Raw genomic sequence first — 17,182 nt, forward strand, 5'->3', positions numbered from 1 at the left:
GACACCCACTCGGTGTCCGCGAATTCGAATAGAAGGGACGGAGATTCGATGGGTTCTCTCGGTATGATCTTCGACGGCGTCGCCGTGAACGACCTCCTCGTCACTGCCAGCGCGGTGGTCGCATTGGCCCCCTTCGACCTGGCATTCCACGGAATCGGAGAGTTGCTCGGATTTCCTCATGACGTCGTCAACGGTGCCTGGAGATCAATCCTTCAGGGACTCATCGACCTATCCTGAGTGGGACACTGACGGCGCGACAAGGCGCCACAGCCGGGCAACTGTCAGTGCTGCCGTACCCTCACACGGCCCCCTCCTCGTCGATATCGTCGACACGATGAAGATGAGGGACGTCGGCATCGTCGTTCTGGCAGCTAGCCTCACGACCGCCGGGTTGGTCTACCTGCACGAACGGCCGCCGGACCGACCCGCCGCGGCGCAGGTGGTCGGGGAGGTGACCTGCCTGGACCCCGGCATGTTCCCCGGGCACTTCCCACCCCCCTTGCCGCAGAGCTTCACACCGCCTCGATCAGGCACGGCCCCCGACGGTTTCCATCCGGTGGCCGTCGTGACGTGCGACTTCGCCTCGGGCCGAACCTACTTCGGCGCAGACGGACAGAATCCCGCCGGGGAGGCATTGGTCGTGAACGAAGTACGGCGCGAGGGCGACCTCGGCGAGCTGCTCGGTGCAATGGCCGCACGCTCAGATCCGCAGGCGTGGGGGATCGAGGCGTGGTGGGGTGGCAAACCGGGCCGAGGACCCACCGACTACCGTTGCACCCCCGGCACGACATGCGCGCTGCTGTGGCTGGTCGACCGAGATGGTCGAGCCATCCGCCCGTCGATTCCAGTCGACCGTTCCGGAGCGGACAAGGTCGATGGCCGCTACGCTATCGCCCGCCTGCCTGTCGTCAGCCGCATCGAGCACCGCCTCGATGTCCCCACCACGACCGGTTGATCCTGGCGCGCCGGCACCTTCACGCGTACTCGCTTCGGATTCAGACGCCGCACCGGATCCCCGATCTCCATGCCACCGTCAACCATCAGAACCGCGCCATCTAACGCTGAAAGTCGCAGATCCAGCGAACCCACAGCGGTTCATCCGTCGGTTTGCGGCGCGACGCTGAACTCCACCGCGATACGTCCGTCCGCCACTGGGACCGAGGTGTGGAACTCGAGTCCACAGTGGGCGGCAAGCTCGATCAGCTCGTCGACCGTCCTCTCCTTGCCTCCGAAACACATCAGCATGAACAGGTCCATGCCTGTGCCGACGCCGTGCCCTCGTACCGGCTCGACAACCACCACTGAGCCGCTCGGGGTTGCCGCCCGCCTGCACTCGGTCAGGATCTTCCGGGCGTGCTCGTCGTCCCAGTCGTGGAGGATGTCGGAGAGCAGGTAGGCGCCCGCTCCCGCGGGCAACGGGTCGAAGAAGCTGCCGGAAATGGCGCTCGCCCGATCCCCGAGTCCGCCGGCAGCGAACCGTTCGGCGGCCGCGGTCGCCGTGGGCGCCAGGTCCAGGACCCGGCCCTTGACGCCGGGATGGGCGTGCAGAATTTCGCTGAGCAGCTGCCCGTCTCCGCCGCCGACGTCGACGATGTCGGGAAAGCGGCTCCAGTTCAAGCTCTTCGCGATCTCCGGCGCCTGTTCGCGGAACCGCCAGTTCATCTGGGCGTCGAAGGTGCGCCGCAGTCTCGGCTCGGCGTCGAGATCCGCCCAGAAGTCGTGGCCGTACCGGTGCGGATAGGAGGGTGCGCCTGTGGTGACCGTTTCGAGAAGATCGACGAAGGCGAGTTCGGCGCGACCGCCTGCGCAGGTGATGTCGAGCAGGGGTTTGACCCCTTCCGGGGCGTCCTCGCTCATCTGGGCACCGAGGCGCGTGGGCCGGTAACGGGCGGGCTCGGCATCGAGACCGAAGACGCCGATCGTGACCAGGTGGTCGAGCAGGCGTCGCAGTGCCTGTGTCTCCGTTCCGGTTGCAGTGGCGAGTTGCTCTGCCGTTGACCCCTCGGTGCCTGCGTGTTCGACCAGGCTCAGGGTCGCCGCTACTCGGATCGCCATGGGTGTGGCCAGATCAGCCAGCGCCATGATCGACGGTGTTGCCGCTGGTTTGTCCACGGCACAAACCTACTCATGCCGGCGCACCTCCCAGTGAGAAGTGTCCTGTTTGACGATCGACGAACGGGACACTTGTTCGAGAGCTGCGGAATGGAGTGTGACCTTCAGGGATAGATGGCGGTGATTCTTCAGACGCAAGTGGCGGGCGCCGAGCGCCTAGGCGTCGATGCTGCATCTAATCTGTCGTCATGAGGGCGGGGAAGACGCAGGTAGCGATGCGGTGTGTCCCCTTCGCCATTCTTCTCGCCACCGTCGCCGCGCTTGTCTACTTCAGCCAAGAGCGTCCGTCCACGCCGACGCCGGCCGAAATCATCTGGCGCTCCGCACTGCCGGGTTGCGTCGCCGCGGCGCCGCGCCCGGGGACCGAGTCGCAGGAGCCATTCACCCCGGCGGTGATCGATTGCCTGTCGGGAGGCAGAGAACGCAGTGGCGGCGAGTTCGCGCTCACTTCGTATACGACCGAGGGCGACCCCATCGTGTACTACCTGCGTACCGCGCCCGGCACGAATGACGTCGAGGTGCTGGTCGACTCGTCTCAGGACAAGTTCGGAGGCGGGCCTGGCTGGCGCAGAATCACCTGCACAATCGCCGAACTCTCACCTGACCTGCTGCGCGACTGCATGTCCAGGTACTGAGCACCACGGTGCGGAAGATGTGGGCCCCCGTGATGTCGCACGGTGAAGTTCTGGTCCGCAACCACCGTCGAGGATGGGCAGTTCGAGATCGGGCACGGTCACTGATGGTTCCGCATGGGTGGGCGCCGATAAGTGTAGTTATCGCACCCAAACCGGAAAGCGCCTGGCCGTGCGGTATTCGTGTCCCGGTCGGTCATTACTGTTGTCTCTACCGGAGTTGTCCGGCAGCGTGGAGACCGTGCCGACCCGGATAGCAGTGCAGGTTGCCTGCGTTGCAGCGCTGGTGTCGGTGGGAACGATGCTCCTGCTGGTTGGCGCGTACGGATCCGGGTCGCTGTGCCTGTTCGGCGCGGTCTTCTGGTTCTGGCGCCTGTACCGCGACGCTGTGTGAGTGGAGCGGTCCTCTCTCGCGCCACCGCGACATCTACAGTGCCCGGATCGAACGATGTGAAGGCCGGAGTCATGCGCGCAGCGCCGGGTTGTGGATTGGCGCGACGTGGAAAGTGATCCGACAGACGACGGCGTCGGTGTCCTTCCGCAACCGATGTGCGATCTCGTCGGCTCGGTGCGAGGGAAGAAACTGGTGCCACGTCGTGGCGGGATCGATGGTGGCGATCACCACGAAGGTAGGCCGGCGACCCGACAGGTGTCTGTGGATGTAGTGGGCGAGTGATCCTCCTACGGAGTGGCCAATCTCCTCGATCAGAATCAATCGCACATCTGGATAACGCTTCTGCCATGCTCGTTGCAGTTCCTGTACCGCCTGCGGTCGGGAGCACACGTGGATAGCCACGGACTCGGCAGTCATGGCGGAAGCCACCGACAGCGCCCGTCGTGTCAACTCGTTGACACCCGAGACCGGCACCAGCACGGTGGCACGGTCGGCGGGGGCCGACTGTGGCATGGTCTGCACCGAAGCGGTGGTGAGTTGTTCGCTGATGTGACTGTAGGCGGCACGTACGCGTTCCATGCCGGCCACCAGCAGGGGCAGCGCGAGAACGATCAGCCACGCCCCCTCGGTGAACTTCATCCCCGCAGTGACAAGCGCCGCGGTCCCGGTCAAGACGGCGCCGACCGCGTTGAGCGTGGCTCGCCACGCCCACCCTGTGCTGCGAACCTCTCGCCAGTGCCGAACCATGCCGGCTTGAGCGATTGTGAAGCCGACGAACACCCCGATCGCGAACAGCGGGACGAGGGCGTTCATGTTGCCGCCGGACCCGATCAGGAGCAGTCCAGCTGCGATCCCGAGTGCGACGACGCCATACCCGTACACGTCGCGTTGGTTTCGACGGGAGAACCGGTGCGGTAAAGCGTTGTCGTCAGCCAAAATTCGCATCAGCGTCGGCAGGCCACCGTAGGACGTGTTCGCGGCCAGCGCCAGCAGTATCACGGTCGCGAACTGGACGACGTAGAAGCCGACACCGTTCCCGAGCGCGGCAGCAGTCACTTGCGAGAGGACAGTCGCGTTCGTCACCGGGACGATGGAGAACTTCTCGATGAGCACCGCTAGGCCCAGCAGCATCACCCCAAGGAGCACCCCCAGAGTGACCTCGGCCCGCTGCGCGTTGGCGACCCGAGGTCTACGGAAGCTGGGGACCGCGTTGGCGATCGCCTCGACCCCTGTCAGCGCAGCACACCCACTTGAGAACGCCTTCAGCAGCAGAAGCACACCAATGGTCTGAGACTGCAGCACCAACTGCTCCTGACTCAGAACGCTCGCCGGTTCGGACCGCCACAACCCCACGATGATCACGGTGAAGATACCGGCGACGAACACGATGGTCGGGGCCATGAACGTGCGCGCGGAGTCCGCGATGCCCCGCAGGTTCAATGCGGTGATACCGGCGAGAATCGCCAGGACGATCCACAGCGTGTAGGGCGCAAGACCCGGGAACGCCGACGTGAGCGCGGCGACTCCCGCGGCGATCGACACCGCGACATTGAGTACGTAGTCGACGATCAACGACGCGGCGGCCGTCAGCGCAGCTCTGTCACCGAGGCGGCGGCGCGCGACGGCATACGCGCCACCCCCGGCGGGAAACGCGGCGATGACTTGCCGATAGGACGCCACCAACACGGCAAGAAGCACTGCAATCGCCGCGGTCACAGGAAGTGTGAAACCGAGCCCGACACCGCCCGCAGCAGCCAGAACCAGGACAATCGCCTCGGGGCCGTACGACACCGATGCCATCGCGTCGAGAGACAGGCCGGCCAGACCCGTAGCGACGGACAGCTTGCGCTTGCCCTCGCCACCATCCGCGGTACCCGTACGAAGTCCGCCTGCCCTGGTGCGACCCGCGTGAACTCGGCGATCCTGCACAAACACGGGCCTCACCGGACACCCCCGGACCGGCGTCGGGACAACGGCGCCCGGTCACTGGCGTGTTCCTTGGCCGCCACATCACCGCGCTGCGAACCGAAACGGTCTACCGGGGTCGCGTCAGCGCTCCCGATTGCTACGGGCGCCGTGCGAGTGACCACTGCCCGGTCGCAGCCATCCCAGCGCGCATTGGCGCGGCGGAATATCAGGGCAATCAACAAGAACGACACGACCACCAGGATCGAAGCGAGTGACTCACTCACGGCATGGCTCCCGCACGAGACAAGCGAAATGGACAAGACCAAGCTTCGGCGGACAGCGGCGGTCGACGAAGAGCCCGGACGCATTCTTGGCGGTATCCATACGCCACCGCGCCCAATGCGTTCGCTGTCGCGTGCATGAGCGGCTCCGTCCAAACCTGGGCCTGGGGATCGAGGCGAGCCTCGGCTCGAAGCAACTCGATGCGCAGATCGGCCGTGTATTCGAGCATTCTGCGAGGGCAGAAGGATGGCCCCCGCGCAGAGGCGGCTTGGAGAACGAGATCGTGCGGATCCTGGCCGAACGGTGGGGTCAGGCGACTGGCCCTACCGAGATGGTGGGGCCACAGCAGCTTGCCGCGATCTCGAACGCTCACGACGCCGCCGCCGTGGTCGTCGGATCCCGCGGACGCTCCGCAAACTCAGGTCACCGTCGCCAGTGCCGATGAGCGCTTTCACCTATCCGTGCAGCAGTCCAGGTGCTCGAGCCGCTCGGTTGGATCGACCCCGGCATCCAAGAATGGGTTCGCACCCGCAGCAACGTTCCGGCTCTACTCCGCGCCCGACCTCGCTGACCGCGGGTGTTCGGATGCGGTTCGGCAGCCGCGGGGGATCTGTCAGCGGCAGGTGATTCGCTCGCTTTCCGGCCATGCCGGGCGATCCGGGGGCGGCGGAACAGAGCCCGTCGAGGAGCGAGCGCATCCGGGCCGTGTCTTTCTGCTGCCGGTGCTGCGTTCTGGGGTGTGACTCGGGTGCGTGCCGCTTGGTGTGACGTCGGTTCGGTCGCACCGCAGTCGAGGCCCGATTTCTCATATCCTTGTACTCAGTGACCTGCGTCGACAGTCGACGCCGGTGAATCGATCTACCCCAATGGAGGACCCCTGGGTGGCCATCACCAACATCAACGAGTTCGCTCATCTCACCGACGCCGACGTCGACGCCCTCGGACGCGAGTTGGATGCGATCCGTCGCGACGTCGAAGAGTCCCGGGGCCTACGCGATGCCCGCTACATCCGGCGGGTCATCCGCCTGCAACGCTCCCTCGAACTCGGCGGGCGCGCAGTGCTCTTCGGCAGCCGACGCAAGCCCGCGTGGGTTCTCGGCACGGCGATGCTCTCGCTGGCGAAGATCATCGAGAACATGGAGCTCGGGCACAACGTGATGCACGGCCAGTGGGACTGGATGAACGATCCGGAGATCCACTCCACGACATGGGAGTGGGACCAGACCGGGCCGTCCGAGCACTGGAAGCGCGCCCACAACTACGCGCACCACACCTACACCAACATCGTCGGGATGGACGACGACGTGGGATTCGGCATCCTGCGGATGACCCGGGACGAGAAGTGGCGGCCGATCAACCTGCTGCAGCCGATCGCGAACGTGATCTTGGCGGCGACGTTCGAGTGGGGCATCGCGCTGCACGACCTCGAGGCGCAGCAAAAGCGCGAGGGCGTCGACCCGATGCGGTGGAACTCGGGGCCCCACAAGCAGTTCGCAGTCAAGATCGCACGTCAGGTCGGTAAGGACTTCGTGCTGTTCCCGGCGCTGTCGGGCCGGGCGTGGAAGCACACGCTGGCAGCGAACGCGATGGCGAACCTGGTCCGCAATCTGTGGGCGTACGCGGTGATCTTCTGCGGACACTTCCCGGACGGTGCCGAGAAGTTCACCGCCGAGCAGTTCGAGAACGAGACCCGCGCCCAGTGGTACCTGCGACAGATGCTCGGCAGCGCGAACATCGACGCCGGCCCGATCATGGGATTCTTGACCGGAAACCTCAGCTACCAGATCGAGCACCACCTGTTCCCCGACCTGCCGTCCAACCGGTACCCCGAGATCGCGGTGCGGGTGCGCGCGCTGTGCGCCAAATACGACCTGCCCTACACCACCGGTCCACTGACCCGGCAGTACCTGCTGGCGCTACGCACGATCCACAAGCTCGCACTGCCGGACCGGTTCCTCACACGGACCTCCGACGATGCCCCCGAGACGTCGTCGGAGCACAAGTTCCACGCCACCGGTTCGCGGATCGACGCCGACACCGGGCGCCGCCGCGGGCTGGCCTCGGCGCTGCGGGCGCACGCCGAGGCCCGCGTAAAAGCACGCAGGTTCACCCGCGGGAAGTGATGGGGGCCGGGAAGCGCCGGCAGGTCCGGCGAGGATCCCGGCCTCCTTCCGAGGTGGCGCGGAGGACAGAAGTTCGTGGCCGGCTGCCGGTTCTTCGGGCGAGCCGTACAGTGGGGGAAGGCGCCCGGAGACTTGCTTGTTCCCGCGCCGACCTCTTCACACCCCAGACAGTGGTGATCGAGCACACGAGTCAGCCGCGGCGTATACCTGCGTCGGCGGCGGGGCCATCGACGTCCTCGCGCGGAGGTGCGCCCGGTCGACCGGGCGCCCGCCGCTTTCGTGCGATACCAACAGATAAAAGGGACACGCCGTGAACAGCAAGCATGATCCGGTCAACGGACGACTTTTCTACGATCCGCGGGCCGAAGCGGAGGGCGATAGCGGCGCGAACCACACGACCACCGAAAAGCTCACCAGTATCGCCACCACTGCTTCTCGCCCGGTGTCGAGAAGCAGCGAGGAGATCCATCGCGCACTCTTCAGCGCCCGATAGTCTTCTGCGGCAACACTTTTCGTCATCTCTATCGCGTCCGACCATAGCGGCGTTCCGGCCGAATGCGGGACTTCCCGTCGAATGTGTGGTTGACTGTGTTTGGTCGTAGTTTTTGTTCGCGTTTTGCCACGCTCGCAAATCCTTGTTGCGGGCGGATGGATCTCCTGTTCAGGAATCGCCGTCGTGTGATACCGGCCCAGCCCTACCCATTTTCGGTAGAGCTGTTGAGCATGACAAGAGGAGAAATACATGGCAGAGGGCACCGTGAAGTGGTTCAACTCCGAGAAGGGGTTCGGCTTCATCGCACCTTCGGACGGTTCCGCTGACGTCTTCGCGCACTACTCGGAGATTCAGAGCGGCGGGTTCCGCAACCTCGAAGAGAACCAGCAGGTGCGGTTCGATATCGGCCAGGGCGCCAAGGGCCCCCAGGCGACCGGCATCACCGTAATCTGATCCACCCCGCTTTCCCCCTCGCGGGGATGTGAGGCAGCGTCGGGCCCCGCCCCCCTATGCAGGGGGCGGGGCCCGACGTGTTTCGCGTTATCGGGAAAACTCCAGCTGCGCAGCCGAATTCGCGAGGAGCGCGTTTTCCTCGATCAGACGTGCGCGGGTGTCTTCGAGTTCGAGGATGCGGGCGATGCCGGTGAGGTTGACCCCCAACCCGACGAGCTCGCTGATCCGTTCGAGGCGCCGCAGGTCGTTCGGGCTGTAGCGGCGGGTTCCCCCCACCGTGCGGTCCGGCGAGATCAGGCCCCGCCGCTCGTACAGCCGCAGAGTCTGCAGGCCCACCCCGGACAGCTCCGAGGTAACCGAGATGCCGTACACGCCACGACTCGAGCGATCCGTCGAAACCGTGTCCGGCGTCACCGTGCCCTCCGCATCGATCGTTGTTGCAGCTTCAATCACCCGACACCTGACACGATAGACCGCCCACGCGGGGACTGCCCGGCTCCAGGCGTGCACCGAACCCGAGCCACCGCCGCGTCGCCGAACCTTGTGGGGCGAAGCGTCGTTCAGGGGTGAACGACCCCGTGCAGGTTCTCCACGGCCCGCGCCACGGCGGCCAACTCCGCTCGTGCGGAGTTCATCGCGGCGGCACGACTGAGCGGGACCGCCCGCACCCCGTAATCCCCGGCCGGCCGGCGTCTGCCTGTTCGGGTCACCCGTTCCCGCTCATCGTGCACGCGCTGCCGATCCGCATATACGCGGCGCCAGAACGCTGCATCGAGGGTGAGGGGCATGGGTTCCATTCTGCCAGTGAGCGGTTCACCGAAGCGAACCGGAGGCGGGATATCCGCGGTCCGCCCCTGACTCCGCGGATACGCCACCGCCGGAACCGCTTTCGATGCCGTGACCTGCACATTCGCGCGGGTGACGACTGTCACAGAAAGTCTGTAGCGGCGACTGTAGACAATCCTGATTGCCCGTTGTACTGTTCCTCTTGTCGATACAGAAGGATCCGAGAAGGCAGGTAGAGGACGAACTACCTGCATGAAGGAAAGAACTGGTGAGTAGGGCGGGACGCGTCGAGAAGGTGTGTTGATGTGTTTGTTGAAGGACTCGATGCGTCCCGCCGTCTACCGGGCAGCTAGATCGCCTCGGTAGAGAAATGCAGGGAATGGGTAGTTGCAGGACCTGCGGCGCCGGTGAGTTGGGTGCCGCATCCGGGGTGGTAGCGAGATCGCTGCCCCGGAACGTCGAAGGAAGATCCCCACTTGGGAGGTGGTGCACGGTCAGCTGTTACACGATCGCGTCCCGTCCGCCGAGGCGGGGAACAGGTAAGAATGCCGGCCTGATGGCCGGTCTGGGTAAGTAGATCCCCTCGGGCCCCGGCGCCGTACAGGCGCCGGGGCCCACGTCCGTGCATACGAAAGGCGTCACGCACATTCCGCCGAACCCAAATAGCAGCAGCCCGAACGCCAGCGGCCCTGGAGACAAGTTCGACGACGAGGACTTCCCGGCCTACAGCATGGGCCGGGCCGCCGAACTCCTCGGTGTCACCCAAGCCTTCCTCCGTAGCCTCGACACCGCGAAACTGATCACCCCGCTGCGATCCGAAGGCGGCCACCGCCGCTACTCCCGGTACCAGCTCCGCATCGCCGCCCGTGCCCGCGAACTGATCGACCAGGGCACCCCGATCGAGGCCGCCTGCCGCATCATCATCCTCGAAGACCAACTCGCCGAAGCCCAACGCCTCAACACCGAACTCCGCCAGGCGCAACAACACTCGGGCCAGGCTGAGCCCCCGGCGGATACCACCGACTGAGCATGGCCGGTGACACATGAACGTACTGATGGGGCGATCCGGGAGATTGCTCTGACCGACGTCACCGTTCTTCCGCACCGGCTCGAGGAACCTCGGTGCATGGGCAGCGCCGGATGTCGGTGGGGGCGTTTAGCCTGCAGCTGTGATGCTGCGTGACACCGATGGCGGTGCTGATCCGAGTCTGGCGCCGGTAGCGACAACTCGCGCCTCGGCCGCGCCGGTGGCATTGGCGGCCGAATCCGCTGCGCTGGTCAGCCGGGCGGTAGGGGTATCGAAGGCGGAGAACACCCGGCGGGCGTACGTGTCGGATTGACGGCGGTTCGACCGCTGGTGCGCAGCCCAGGGACATGGGGTGTTGCCGGCGGATCCGCTGGTGGTGGCCGCGTACCTCGCCGAGGCCGCGGAGCTGCGCGACGAGGCCGGTGGACGAGCGTATGCACCGGCGACGTTGACGCGGTGGGTCGCGGCGATCGGACACCGCCACCGCGCCGGGGTCGGCGGAGGTGGTCGCGGCGACACTGTCGGGGATCCGCCGCACCTACGCCGCGGCCGGGGACCGCCCGCCGAAGCGGGTCGCGCCGTTGTTGGCCGAGGATGTGGTCGCGATCGTCGCCGCCGCCCGCCAGCCCGCGAGCGGGTGGGCGGGCCAGGTGTACGAGCGGCGGGACAGCGCCGTGTTGTTGATGGGGTTCGCGGGCGCGTTCCGGCGGTCGGAGCTCGCCGGCCTCCAGATCGGCGATATCACCCGGCACCGGCACGACGGCCTGCATGTGCGGCTGCGGAAGTCGAAAACCGACCAGGACGGCGCCGGCACCATCCGCGCCCTGCCGTACACGGACTCACCCCGCTCGTGCCCGCCGTGCGCGTATCTGCGGTGGCTGCAGGTCGTCGCCGCCTTCGATACCGGCGGCCGGCCGGCGGCGCGATCAACTGGCACCACGACCACGCCGGACTGCCGGCGCCGGGCCGCTCGGCCACCATCCGCGATCAGCTCGACGAACGGCGCGCCGACCGCCTCCGGCAGGCGAGTGATCTGATCTGGCAACAGATCCCACAGCTACCCACCGACGGGTGGCCGCAGGGGTTGTTCGGACGCCGCGACGCCGCCCTACTCCTGATCGCCGCCGCCGGTGTGCCGCTGCAACAGATCACCAGCCTGCAGCGCCGCAACCTCACCTGCGACGGCGAGACACTGGTCGTCGACACCGGCCGCTACCGATACCGGCTCGACCCCACCACCAGCGACCCCGCGCTGACTCCGGCGGCCGTGTACCGCAGGTGGACCCAGGTTCTCGCGTTCACCGACCGCCACCCCAGTACCCGCACCCTCGCCGCACAGCTGACCCGCGGGCACCTACCCGACACTGCCGACGACCAGACCTGCGATGGGCTGGTGTTCACCTCGATCGACCGCTGGGGCTACCTACCGCTACCCCCACAACCGCTGACCGCGGGCTCGATCGCCGCGATCGTCCGCCAACACCTGACCGGCACCGCCCCCTCCCACACACTCCCGCCCCGGCGGCCACGACCAGCACCGGCTGCGGCCGATCTCGCCCCACCGCCGGAGCCGCCACCGCTGTCGGATGAGTACTACGACCGCGGCACCGCCGCGCGCCGCGATGCGCTCACCGCCACCGCTGATGTCGGGGACGTTCTCGACGATGTCGAAGCTCGCGCCGACGCCCTGCTCGAACAGACCCTGGCGATGATCGAGAACTGGCAACTGCCGGACGCGATCTCTACGACCGAGAAGTCCTTTCTCGCGCACTTATTCCTTCCCGAAGACGGATCGAAGCACGTGCCAACGCCGCACGCCGCTTCGAGAACTGGCGGGTGAGCCCCAGTCTCCTCGAGCCGGGAAGTTCAATCACACTGGACGACACCGGTTTCTCAGAGATCCTCACGAAGAACGTCACCTCGCAGCCAGTCCTGCACCACGCGTTGTTCCCCGCGATGAGCGCTGCCGAGAACCTGACTACAGTGGTCAACCTGGTCGATCAATGGGATGCGACAGGCAAACTTCGAACTGTCTCGATCGTCACTCTCTGCAGATCAGCGTTGGAGTCGGCCTCGCGCGCTGTTTGGATCTTGTCCGACGAAGACCGCGAGGAACGCCGAAGCAGAGCCCTGAGGGTCACCAAAGATGAAGTACTGGCCCAGAAGAAATACGTCGAGGAGCAGATCAAGCGCATCGACGCGGGAAGGATCTCGGCCGCAGTTGGTGAGCGCGCCGAGCTCGAAGAAGCACTGAGCGCAGCAAAGGCCGTTCTCGACGGGCTCGCCGACGTGAAGCACGCACTCAAGTTCGACCAGACGATCGAGCGAGCCGCGCTGTGGATTGACGAGAATATGGCCACCCCTTCGGTCAAACCGATGGCGGATCTGTCGAAGTCGATGTACGCGATTGCATCGGGGATCGCACACGGTTACACGTGGACGACCAACTACCTACACGGCCCGACTAATCTGTCCGACATCGTGGCCGACTTCCTCTACGCGGCAACGACAACCACGGAGGCGGCTGTGGCTTTGTACGAGGCTCAGGCATCAGCCAGTAGCACGATCGCCACGAACTGCCCGCCCCACCTTCGTGACGTCGCCGAACGGTTCCACCGCGCGGCCGCCACTCACGCCTGAAGAATCACCGCCATCTATCTCTGAAGGTCACAGGAATGGAGGCCCAGGGGGAGAATGTTCATCGCCAGCACCCTCATGCCAGCGATGCCCTCTTGTGCCCCGTTTGAGCGTGTGGACGGAGACCAGAAGCGAAGGACGACATGACCGGGAAGCACTTCGAGCTGACCGACGAAACACGAAACTACTTCGGCCACAACCTGCACCGCATCCGTGCCACACGCGACATGCCACCGCGCGGCGTCCGTAAGGGCGACGTCGGAGGATGGGTTGAACACGAGCGCAACGTGTCCGGGGACGCGTGGGTGTCCGGCGACGCGAGGGTGTTTGGCGACGCGGAGATGTCAGGCAACGCGAAGGCCTCAGATAACGCGGGGGTGTCCGGCAATGCGGCGGTCTCAGGCAACGCGAGGGTGCATGGCGACGCGAGGATATACGGCGACGCCGAGGTGTACGGCAACGCCAGCGTGTACGGCAACGCGGACGTGTCCGGCGATGCGAGGGTATCCGGCCGCGCGGAGGTGCACGGTCGAGCAACCGTGGCCGAGCGCCAGGACATCGTCGTCGTCGACCCCATCGGCTCTCAGTCCGTCGCCGCGACTCTCACCCATACCGCTGACGGCCACAACCTATCGGTCGGGTGTTGGCATGGCGGCACCATCGACACGTTGCCTGCCGAGGTAGATCGGCGCTCACAGACGTGGCCGGGAACAGCGGGGGATCATGCCCGCTGGCGCGCCGAGTACGAGGCATTTACGGTGCTGTGCCGGGCGCGCATCGCTGGATGGAAGTGTACGGATGGAGCCCCTGCTACTGACTGTCCTGTTTGACGATCGGTCAATCGGACGATCCCGGAGCGAACTGCGCCGCATCGATCGAGATGTCGGCGATCTCTATCCCGAACTCCGGGTATGCGACGTTGAAGATGAGCCGCCCCTTGGCTGGTACGGGGCTGAGGAAATAGGTGGCAGCGAACTCGACCTTGCCGTCGCTGGTCCGTCTGCAGTGATCGCTTCCGACGGCCAGCCAGGGTGCGTTCGGGTCCTCGGGGAAGTCGGACGGGCTCGAGGAGTTTGAGAGGATCGCACCGCCGTACAGGCCGTACTGGCCGCGCTGGGGGTCGACGGCGACGATCAGCCGGACGCGGTGTGGCTGGCCAGGTTTGATCCGGGGGCCGAGGTTCATCGCGTCGGAGCCTGAAGGAATGCCCTGGCCGGGGTGAAGATCCGGTACGCGGGCGATCAACTGGAAGGCGATTCCGGAGGCGTACACATTGAATCGGCCAACGTGAAGGTCAATGCCTTGCTTCGTTTTGAGTGGGATATCCAGATCCGGCGAAAGAAGGACGAGTTCCTGTTGATCCGGGTGTCTCCGAGAGTCCGGTAGTACTCGGTGCCCGACCGGTCGTCGAGTCTGTAGTTCGCGATCCTCGCGGTCGAGGTCTGCCAGCAGCTCCTGCTCGGGAACCTCCTCGCCGGCGAGCCGCAGAATTCTCGCGCTCCATTTCAGGTGCGCGGTCCACTCCTTCGGCGGCGGGCCGACGTAGGCGAAGTTGACGCGTCTCGGTCCGGTCATGTGAGTGAGTCAACCACCTCGCTACGGCTGTCCTGTTTGACATCAGTTATGGACACGGGTTTCGGAACACACGTCGGCTCTGGTCGCTTGGTGTGACTTTCAGCGATAAGTGGCGCTGTTCTGACGGCCGAAGGTGGCGGAGCTATTGCAGCTACGCTCGTCGACGCCGGATGGACTCGACCAGGTGATTCATGGTCGGGGTCACCCGGTGCGGACGTAGGCTGACAGCATCCTTCGGCCGGCGCCGGGTGTTCGTAACCGGGAGCGGGCCACCAGGCAGGGAGGTCCGTCGATGAGACCACGCCACCGTCTACGCCGAGCATCCATCGTCGCCGGAGCCGGCGCTGTACTGCTTCTCGCGGCACACCCAGCCGCCGCCGCACCGACCGACACTGTCTTCCCCATTCCCGTCGCCGCCCTCGGTCTCAGCGTCGGTTCGAGCGAACTCCCGAGGTCGGGCTACACCTACGTGACCGCCACTACCGATACTGACACTCCGGGAGTGACCCGTTTGGGGCCGTACATCGGTGTCCACGTCCACTGGCGAAACATCTCGACCGGTGCAGCGGGTGTCGCATACCTCGGCAACCGCGACGGCACACTGGTCGAGACCGGTTCCGGGACGGTGGTCGCCGTGGCCACGGTGCCCCAGCCCGATGGGATCTTCTTCCTGATAGTCGTCAGCACACCCGGCGCCGGTGTCTGGACGGTCCCCTGACCGACTCGGCAGCCGCACCCGGACCGTAGCTGGAGCTGCTTGAGGCGTTGAGCGGGGGCCTCACCGGCGTGGCCGCACCGCCGACGCCGGCACACTCCCAGGCTGTTCGCCGACCACGGCCCAGCAGCGGATCGAGGGAACGTCGAGGCTGCCGTACGGGTTTCCGAACGGCGCTGGGTTGATCTGGAACGGAACGATGACCGCGGCGGAGGCGATGGCTGCCGGGGCCAGAACCGAACCGGAGCTTTCGACGCAGCGCCAGGGTGTCCTGTTTGACGATCGCTGAGCAGGCCGCCCGCCGCATGCCCTAGGCGTGGGACCGTCGATGCAGCCGTGGAGAGCGCCGGGCGCCGCTACGCTCGCGGACGCAGGGACGGACTCAAGGGAGCTCGGTGACGAAGATCAGCAGGACAAGAGGGATCCAGGTCGACGGCGGGTGGAGTGTCGACTCCAATGCGTTCGTCGACGAGCACTACAACGCACAGGAGGTGCCGTTCGATGACACCGTGCTGTTCACCGCGGTGAACAGCATCACCGGCGAGACGGTTTCCCTCTCCTATGAGAACGCAGCCATCGGCTACTCGCTCGAGCAGATTTTGCTGTCGAGATCGTTGGGCCGATGGATGTACGACGAAGACAGGAGTGTCCACACGACGATCGCAGCCGGCCACGACATCGAGGCCATCTATGGCCTGCTCCCCCGGTTCCTCAACCCACTCAACAAGGACCTGATTCCTCTCCGGCTCTCCAGTTGGACGGTTGTCGTCAACAATCTGACTGAAACAGAAGCTGCGCACCACGACGTGGAACTGGTCTTCTCGGCGACTCGTGGGAAGCTCTTCATCGACGTCACTTACACCCGGATCGAAGATCGGCCGTACTGCGTCTACATGGGGATGTCGAAGCATCCCTACACCGAACTCACCTACAAGCTCGACAAGCCGACGACGACGCGGAAGGTGATCCACCTGAACGAGGTGGACGCTGTTGCCGCGTTGATCGACGATTTACTGACGGGACTCGAGCCCTTCTATGCGAGCGTCAGCTGACCATGGACGCCCCGGGCATGCCCCGGGCATGGCACTTTGACCTCGCCGGGCGCCTTGTCGCGCAGTCCCTTCCAGCTCGGATGACGAAGGCTCCGCCGGTATGCTCGCGGTACTCCGCCTCTCATACCAGTAGCGATTCCACCCATGCACGCCCCGGATTCGCGGCCTCAACGTGCGTCCTGTTTGACGATCGGCCTGCGCGACACGAAGAGTGCTGAACACGGAAGGACACCATGGCAGTCCATGGGGGCCTTCCGGGGAAGATGTCGGGTGGTCGTCGCCTTATGTTGCCCGAGTATGGAGGCATCTAAGTCACGCGTCGGTATTCCTGGTGTTTTTTGCGGTCCCGGACGGTGAGGCCCTGTTTCTGGAGACGACGATGGACGTCGGCCGCGGTGTCGGGTTCTTCGTCGGATATGGCTTTTCGGCGTTGGCGAAGAAGGGCGTGGGTCTCTTCGTCGAGGTCGGGGTGCCCGTCGATCCAGCGGGTGAACGTGCCTTCATGTGGATTGGTGTCGGTCCAGGGATAGCCATGTGTGGTGAACGCGGCGACGATCGCCCGGGCGTTCAGGTCGTCGGCGCCCCGTCGTGCAAGTTCGCGCTCCGTCGAGTCGATGAGGACCAGGTCCTTGCCGTCGCGGAACACCGCGCGCACCTTTGATCGAGGAACATACAGTTCGTCCTCGTCATTACTCAGAAGTGCACCGTCGGAATCGACAGTGACGATGAGGGATTCGCCGAGAACGCTGAGAGCGAGCGCGACGCCTGCAGCGACACCGAGGACTGTGAGGACGGGGACCGACCATGTGGTGCTGAGTTCGGCGAGTATTTCGACTGGTCCGGGTACGGCGGGCAGGGTGTTGACCGCCCAGCGAGACACCGGGGGTGCAGCGAAGCCGAGCCCGAAGCCCGCGAGGGTGCAGGCTATGCCAAGCATCCAGGGGACGGCACGGGAGATGGCCACTCTGGTTGCGTTGTCCGCCTCGGTCATGG

At 65.5% G+C, this 17,182-nt stretch carries 21 protein-coding genes; 15 read left to right on the top strand and 6 right to left on the bottom strand.

Going from position 1 to position 17,182, the window contains the following annotated elements; translation table 11 throughout:
• Positions 1 to 48: 48 nt before the first annotated feature.
• Positions 49 to 237 carry a hypothetical protein gene (locus J2X34_RS11585; RefSeq protein WP_147283485.1) on the top strand — a complete coding sequence of 63 codons (189 nt, stop codon included), beginning with the start codon at positions 49 to 51 and terminating at the stop codon, positions 235 to 237.
• A gap of 97 nt (positions 238 to 334) precedes the next feature.
• Entirely contained in the window at positions 335 to 955 is a 621-nt protein-coding gene (locus J2X34_RS11590; protein ID WP_429517317.1) for a hypothetical protein, read from the top strand.
• Positions 956 to 1,095: 140 nt separating this feature from the next.
• Here the strand turns inward: J2X34_RS11590 and J2X34_RS11595 are convergent, their stop codons facing one another.
• Positions 1,096 to 2,112: a methyltransferase gene (locus tag J2X34_RS11595; protein WP_220181891.1), complete on the bottom strand. Its 1,017-nt coding sequence runs from the start codon at positions 2,110 to 2,112 to the stop codon at positions 1,096 to 1,098.
• A 188-nt stretch (positions 2,113 to 2,300) separates the two neighbouring features.
• Between J2X34_RS11595 and J2X34_RS11600 the strand changes: the two genes are divergently transcribed.
• Positions 2,301 to 2,747: a hypothetical protein gene (locus J2X34_RS11600; protein ID WP_429517319.1), complete on the top strand. Its 447-nt coding sequence runs from the start codon at positions 2,301 to 2,303 to the stop codon at positions 2,745 to 2,747.
• 229 nt (positions 2,748 to 2,976) lie between these two features.
• Positions 2,977 to 3,138, top strand: coding sequence for a hypothetical protein (locus tag J2X34_RS11605; RefSeq protein ID WP_429517321.1), 162 nt, complete (start codon positions 2,977 to 2,979; stop codon positions 3,136 to 3,138).
• 69 nt (positions 3,139 to 3,207) lie between these two features.
• Here J2X34_RS11605 and J2X34_RS11610 read toward each other — a convergent pair whose 3' ends face one another.
• Positions 3,208 to 4,938 (bottom strand): APC family permease, encoded by a 1,731-nt coding sequence (locus tag J2X34_RS11610; protein ID WP_429517578.1) that lies wholly within the window; start codon positions 4,936 to 4,938, stop codon positions 3,208 to 3,210.
• Positions 4,939 to 6,209: 1,271 nt separating this feature from the next.
• On the opposite strand from J2X34_RS11610, the gene J2X34_RS11615 reads away from it, so the two are divergent.
• The 3 genes from J2X34_RS11615 to J2X34_RS11625 all read left to right on the top strand — a co-directional run bounded on the left by J2X34_RS11615 (position 6,210) and on the right by J2X34_RS11625 (position 8,397).
• Complete coding sequence (locus J2X34_RS11615) at positions 6,210 to 7,451, top strand: fatty acid desaturase family protein (protein WP_429517323.1); 1,242 nt, start codon at positions 6,210 to 6,212, stop codon at positions 7,449 to 7,451.
• Positions 7,452 to 7,761: 310 nt separating this feature from the next.
• Positions 7,762 to 7,944 (top strand): hypothetical protein, encoded by a 183-nt coding sequence (locus tag J2X34_RS11620; RefSeq protein WP_174914110.1) that lies wholly within the window; start codon positions 7,762 to 7,764, stop codon positions 7,942 to 7,944.
• A gap of 249 nt (positions 7,945 to 8,193) precedes the next feature.
• Positions 8,194 to 8,397, top strand: coding sequence for a cold-shock protein (locus J2X34_RS11625; RefSeq protein ID WP_114720079.1), 204 nt, complete (start codon positions 8,194 to 8,196; stop codon positions 8,395 to 8,397).
• An 87-nt stretch (positions 8,398 to 8,484) separates the two neighbouring features.
• On the opposite strand, the gene J2X34_RS11630 is transcribed toward J2X34_RS11625, so the two are convergent.
• Complete coding sequence (locus J2X34_RS11630) at positions 8,485 to 8,811, bottom strand: MerR family transcriptional regulator (protein ID WP_429517580.1); 327 nt, start codon at positions 8,809 to 8,811, stop codon at positions 8,485 to 8,487.
• A gap of 146 nt (positions 8,812 to 8,957) precedes the next feature.
• A complete protein-coding gene (locus J2X34_RS11635; RefSeq protein WP_147283487.1) occupies positions 8,958 to 9,185 on the bottom strand; it encodes a hypothetical protein in 228 nt (75 codons plus the stop codon).
• A gap of 620 nt (positions 9,186 to 9,805) precedes the next feature.
• On the opposite strand from J2X34_RS11635, the gene J2X34_RS11640 reads away from it, so the two are divergent.
• From J2X34_RS11640 to J2X34_RS11665, 6 genes are all read left to right on the top strand, one after another.
• Complete coding sequence (locus J2X34_RS11640; protein WP_114720085.1) at positions 9,806 to 10,210, top strand: MerR family transcriptional regulator; 405 nt, start codon at positions 9,806 to 9,808, stop codon at positions 10,208 to 10,210.
• A 142-nt stretch (positions 10,211 to 10,352) separates the two neighbouring features.
• Positions 10,353 to 10,523: a hypothetical protein gene (locus J2X34_RS11645; RefSeq protein WP_429517326.1), complete on the top strand. Its 171-nt coding sequence runs from the start codon at positions 10,353 to 10,355 to the stop codon at positions 10,521 to 10,523.
• A 190-nt stretch (positions 10,524 to 10,713) separates the two neighbouring features.
• Complete coding sequence (locus J2X34_RS11650; RefSeq protein WP_429517328.1) at positions 10,714 to 11,247, top strand: hypothetical protein; 534 nt, start codon at positions 10,714 to 10,716, stop codon at positions 11,245 to 11,247.
• Between the two features lie 47 nt (positions 11,248 to 11,294).
• The gene (locus J2X34_RS11655; RefSeq protein WP_429517330.1) at positions 11,295 to 12,050 is read left to right on the top strand and encodes a hypothetical protein; all 756 of its coding nucleotides are present in this window, start codon (positions 11,295 to 11,297) and stop codon (positions 12,048 to 12,050) included.
• Positions 12,047 to 12,850, top strand: coding sequence for a hypothetical protein (locus J2X34_RS11660; protein ID WP_429517332.1), 804 nt, complete (start codon positions 12,047 to 12,049; stop codon positions 12,848 to 12,850). The genes J2X34_RS11655 and J2X34_RS11660 overlap by 4 nt, the downstream gene beginning before the upstream one ends.
• Before the next feature lie 140 nt (positions 12,851 to 12,990).
• Complete coding sequence (locus tag J2X34_RS11665; protein ID WP_429517334.1) at positions 12,991 to 13,677, top strand: hypothetical protein; 687 nt, start codon at positions 12,991 to 12,993, stop codon at positions 13,675 to 13,677.
• Between the two features lie 7 nt (positions 13,678 to 13,684).
• On the opposite strand, the gene J2X34_RS11670 is transcribed toward J2X34_RS11665, so the two are convergent.
• Positions 13,685 to 14,422: a hypothetical protein gene (locus tag J2X34_RS11670; protein ID WP_429517336.1), complete on the bottom strand. Its 738-nt coding sequence runs from the start codon at positions 14,420 to 14,422 to the stop codon at positions 13,685 to 13,687.
• Between the two features lie 502 nt (positions 14,423 to 14,924).
• Between J2X34_RS11670 and J2X34_RS11675 the strand changes: the two genes are divergently transcribed.
• Both J2X34_RS11675 and J2X34_RS11680 read left to right on the top strand, forming a co-directional pair.
• Positions 14,925 to 15,140, top strand: coding sequence for a hypothetical protein (locus J2X34_RS11675; protein ID WP_254622684.1), 216 nt, complete (start codon positions 14,925 to 14,927; stop codon positions 15,138 to 15,140).
• Positions 15,141 to 15,628: 488 nt separating this feature from the next.
• Positions 15,629 to 16,189 carry a hypothetical protein gene (locus J2X34_RS11680; RefSeq protein ID WP_429517338.1) on the top strand — a complete coding sequence of 187 codons (561 nt, stop codon included), beginning with the start codon at positions 15,629 to 15,631 and terminating at the stop codon, positions 16,187 to 16,189.
• 307 nt (positions 16,190 to 16,496) lie between these two features.
• Here J2X34_RS11680 and J2X34_RS11685 read toward each other — a convergent pair whose 3' ends face one another.
• Positions 16,497 to 17,180 carry a YqeB family protein gene (locus tag J2X34_RS11685; RefSeq protein ID WP_114720101.1) on the bottom strand — a complete coding sequence of 228 codons (684 nt, stop codon included), beginning with the start codon at positions 17,178 to 17,180 and terminating at the stop codon, positions 16,497 to 16,499.
• Positions 17,181 to 17,182 lie beyond the last annotated feature (2 nt).

It is taken from the genome of Rhodococcus sp. BE178 (assembly GCF_050433545.1).
Lineage (GTDB): Bacteria > Actinomycetota > Actinomycetes > Mycobacteriales > Mycobacteriaceae > Prescottella.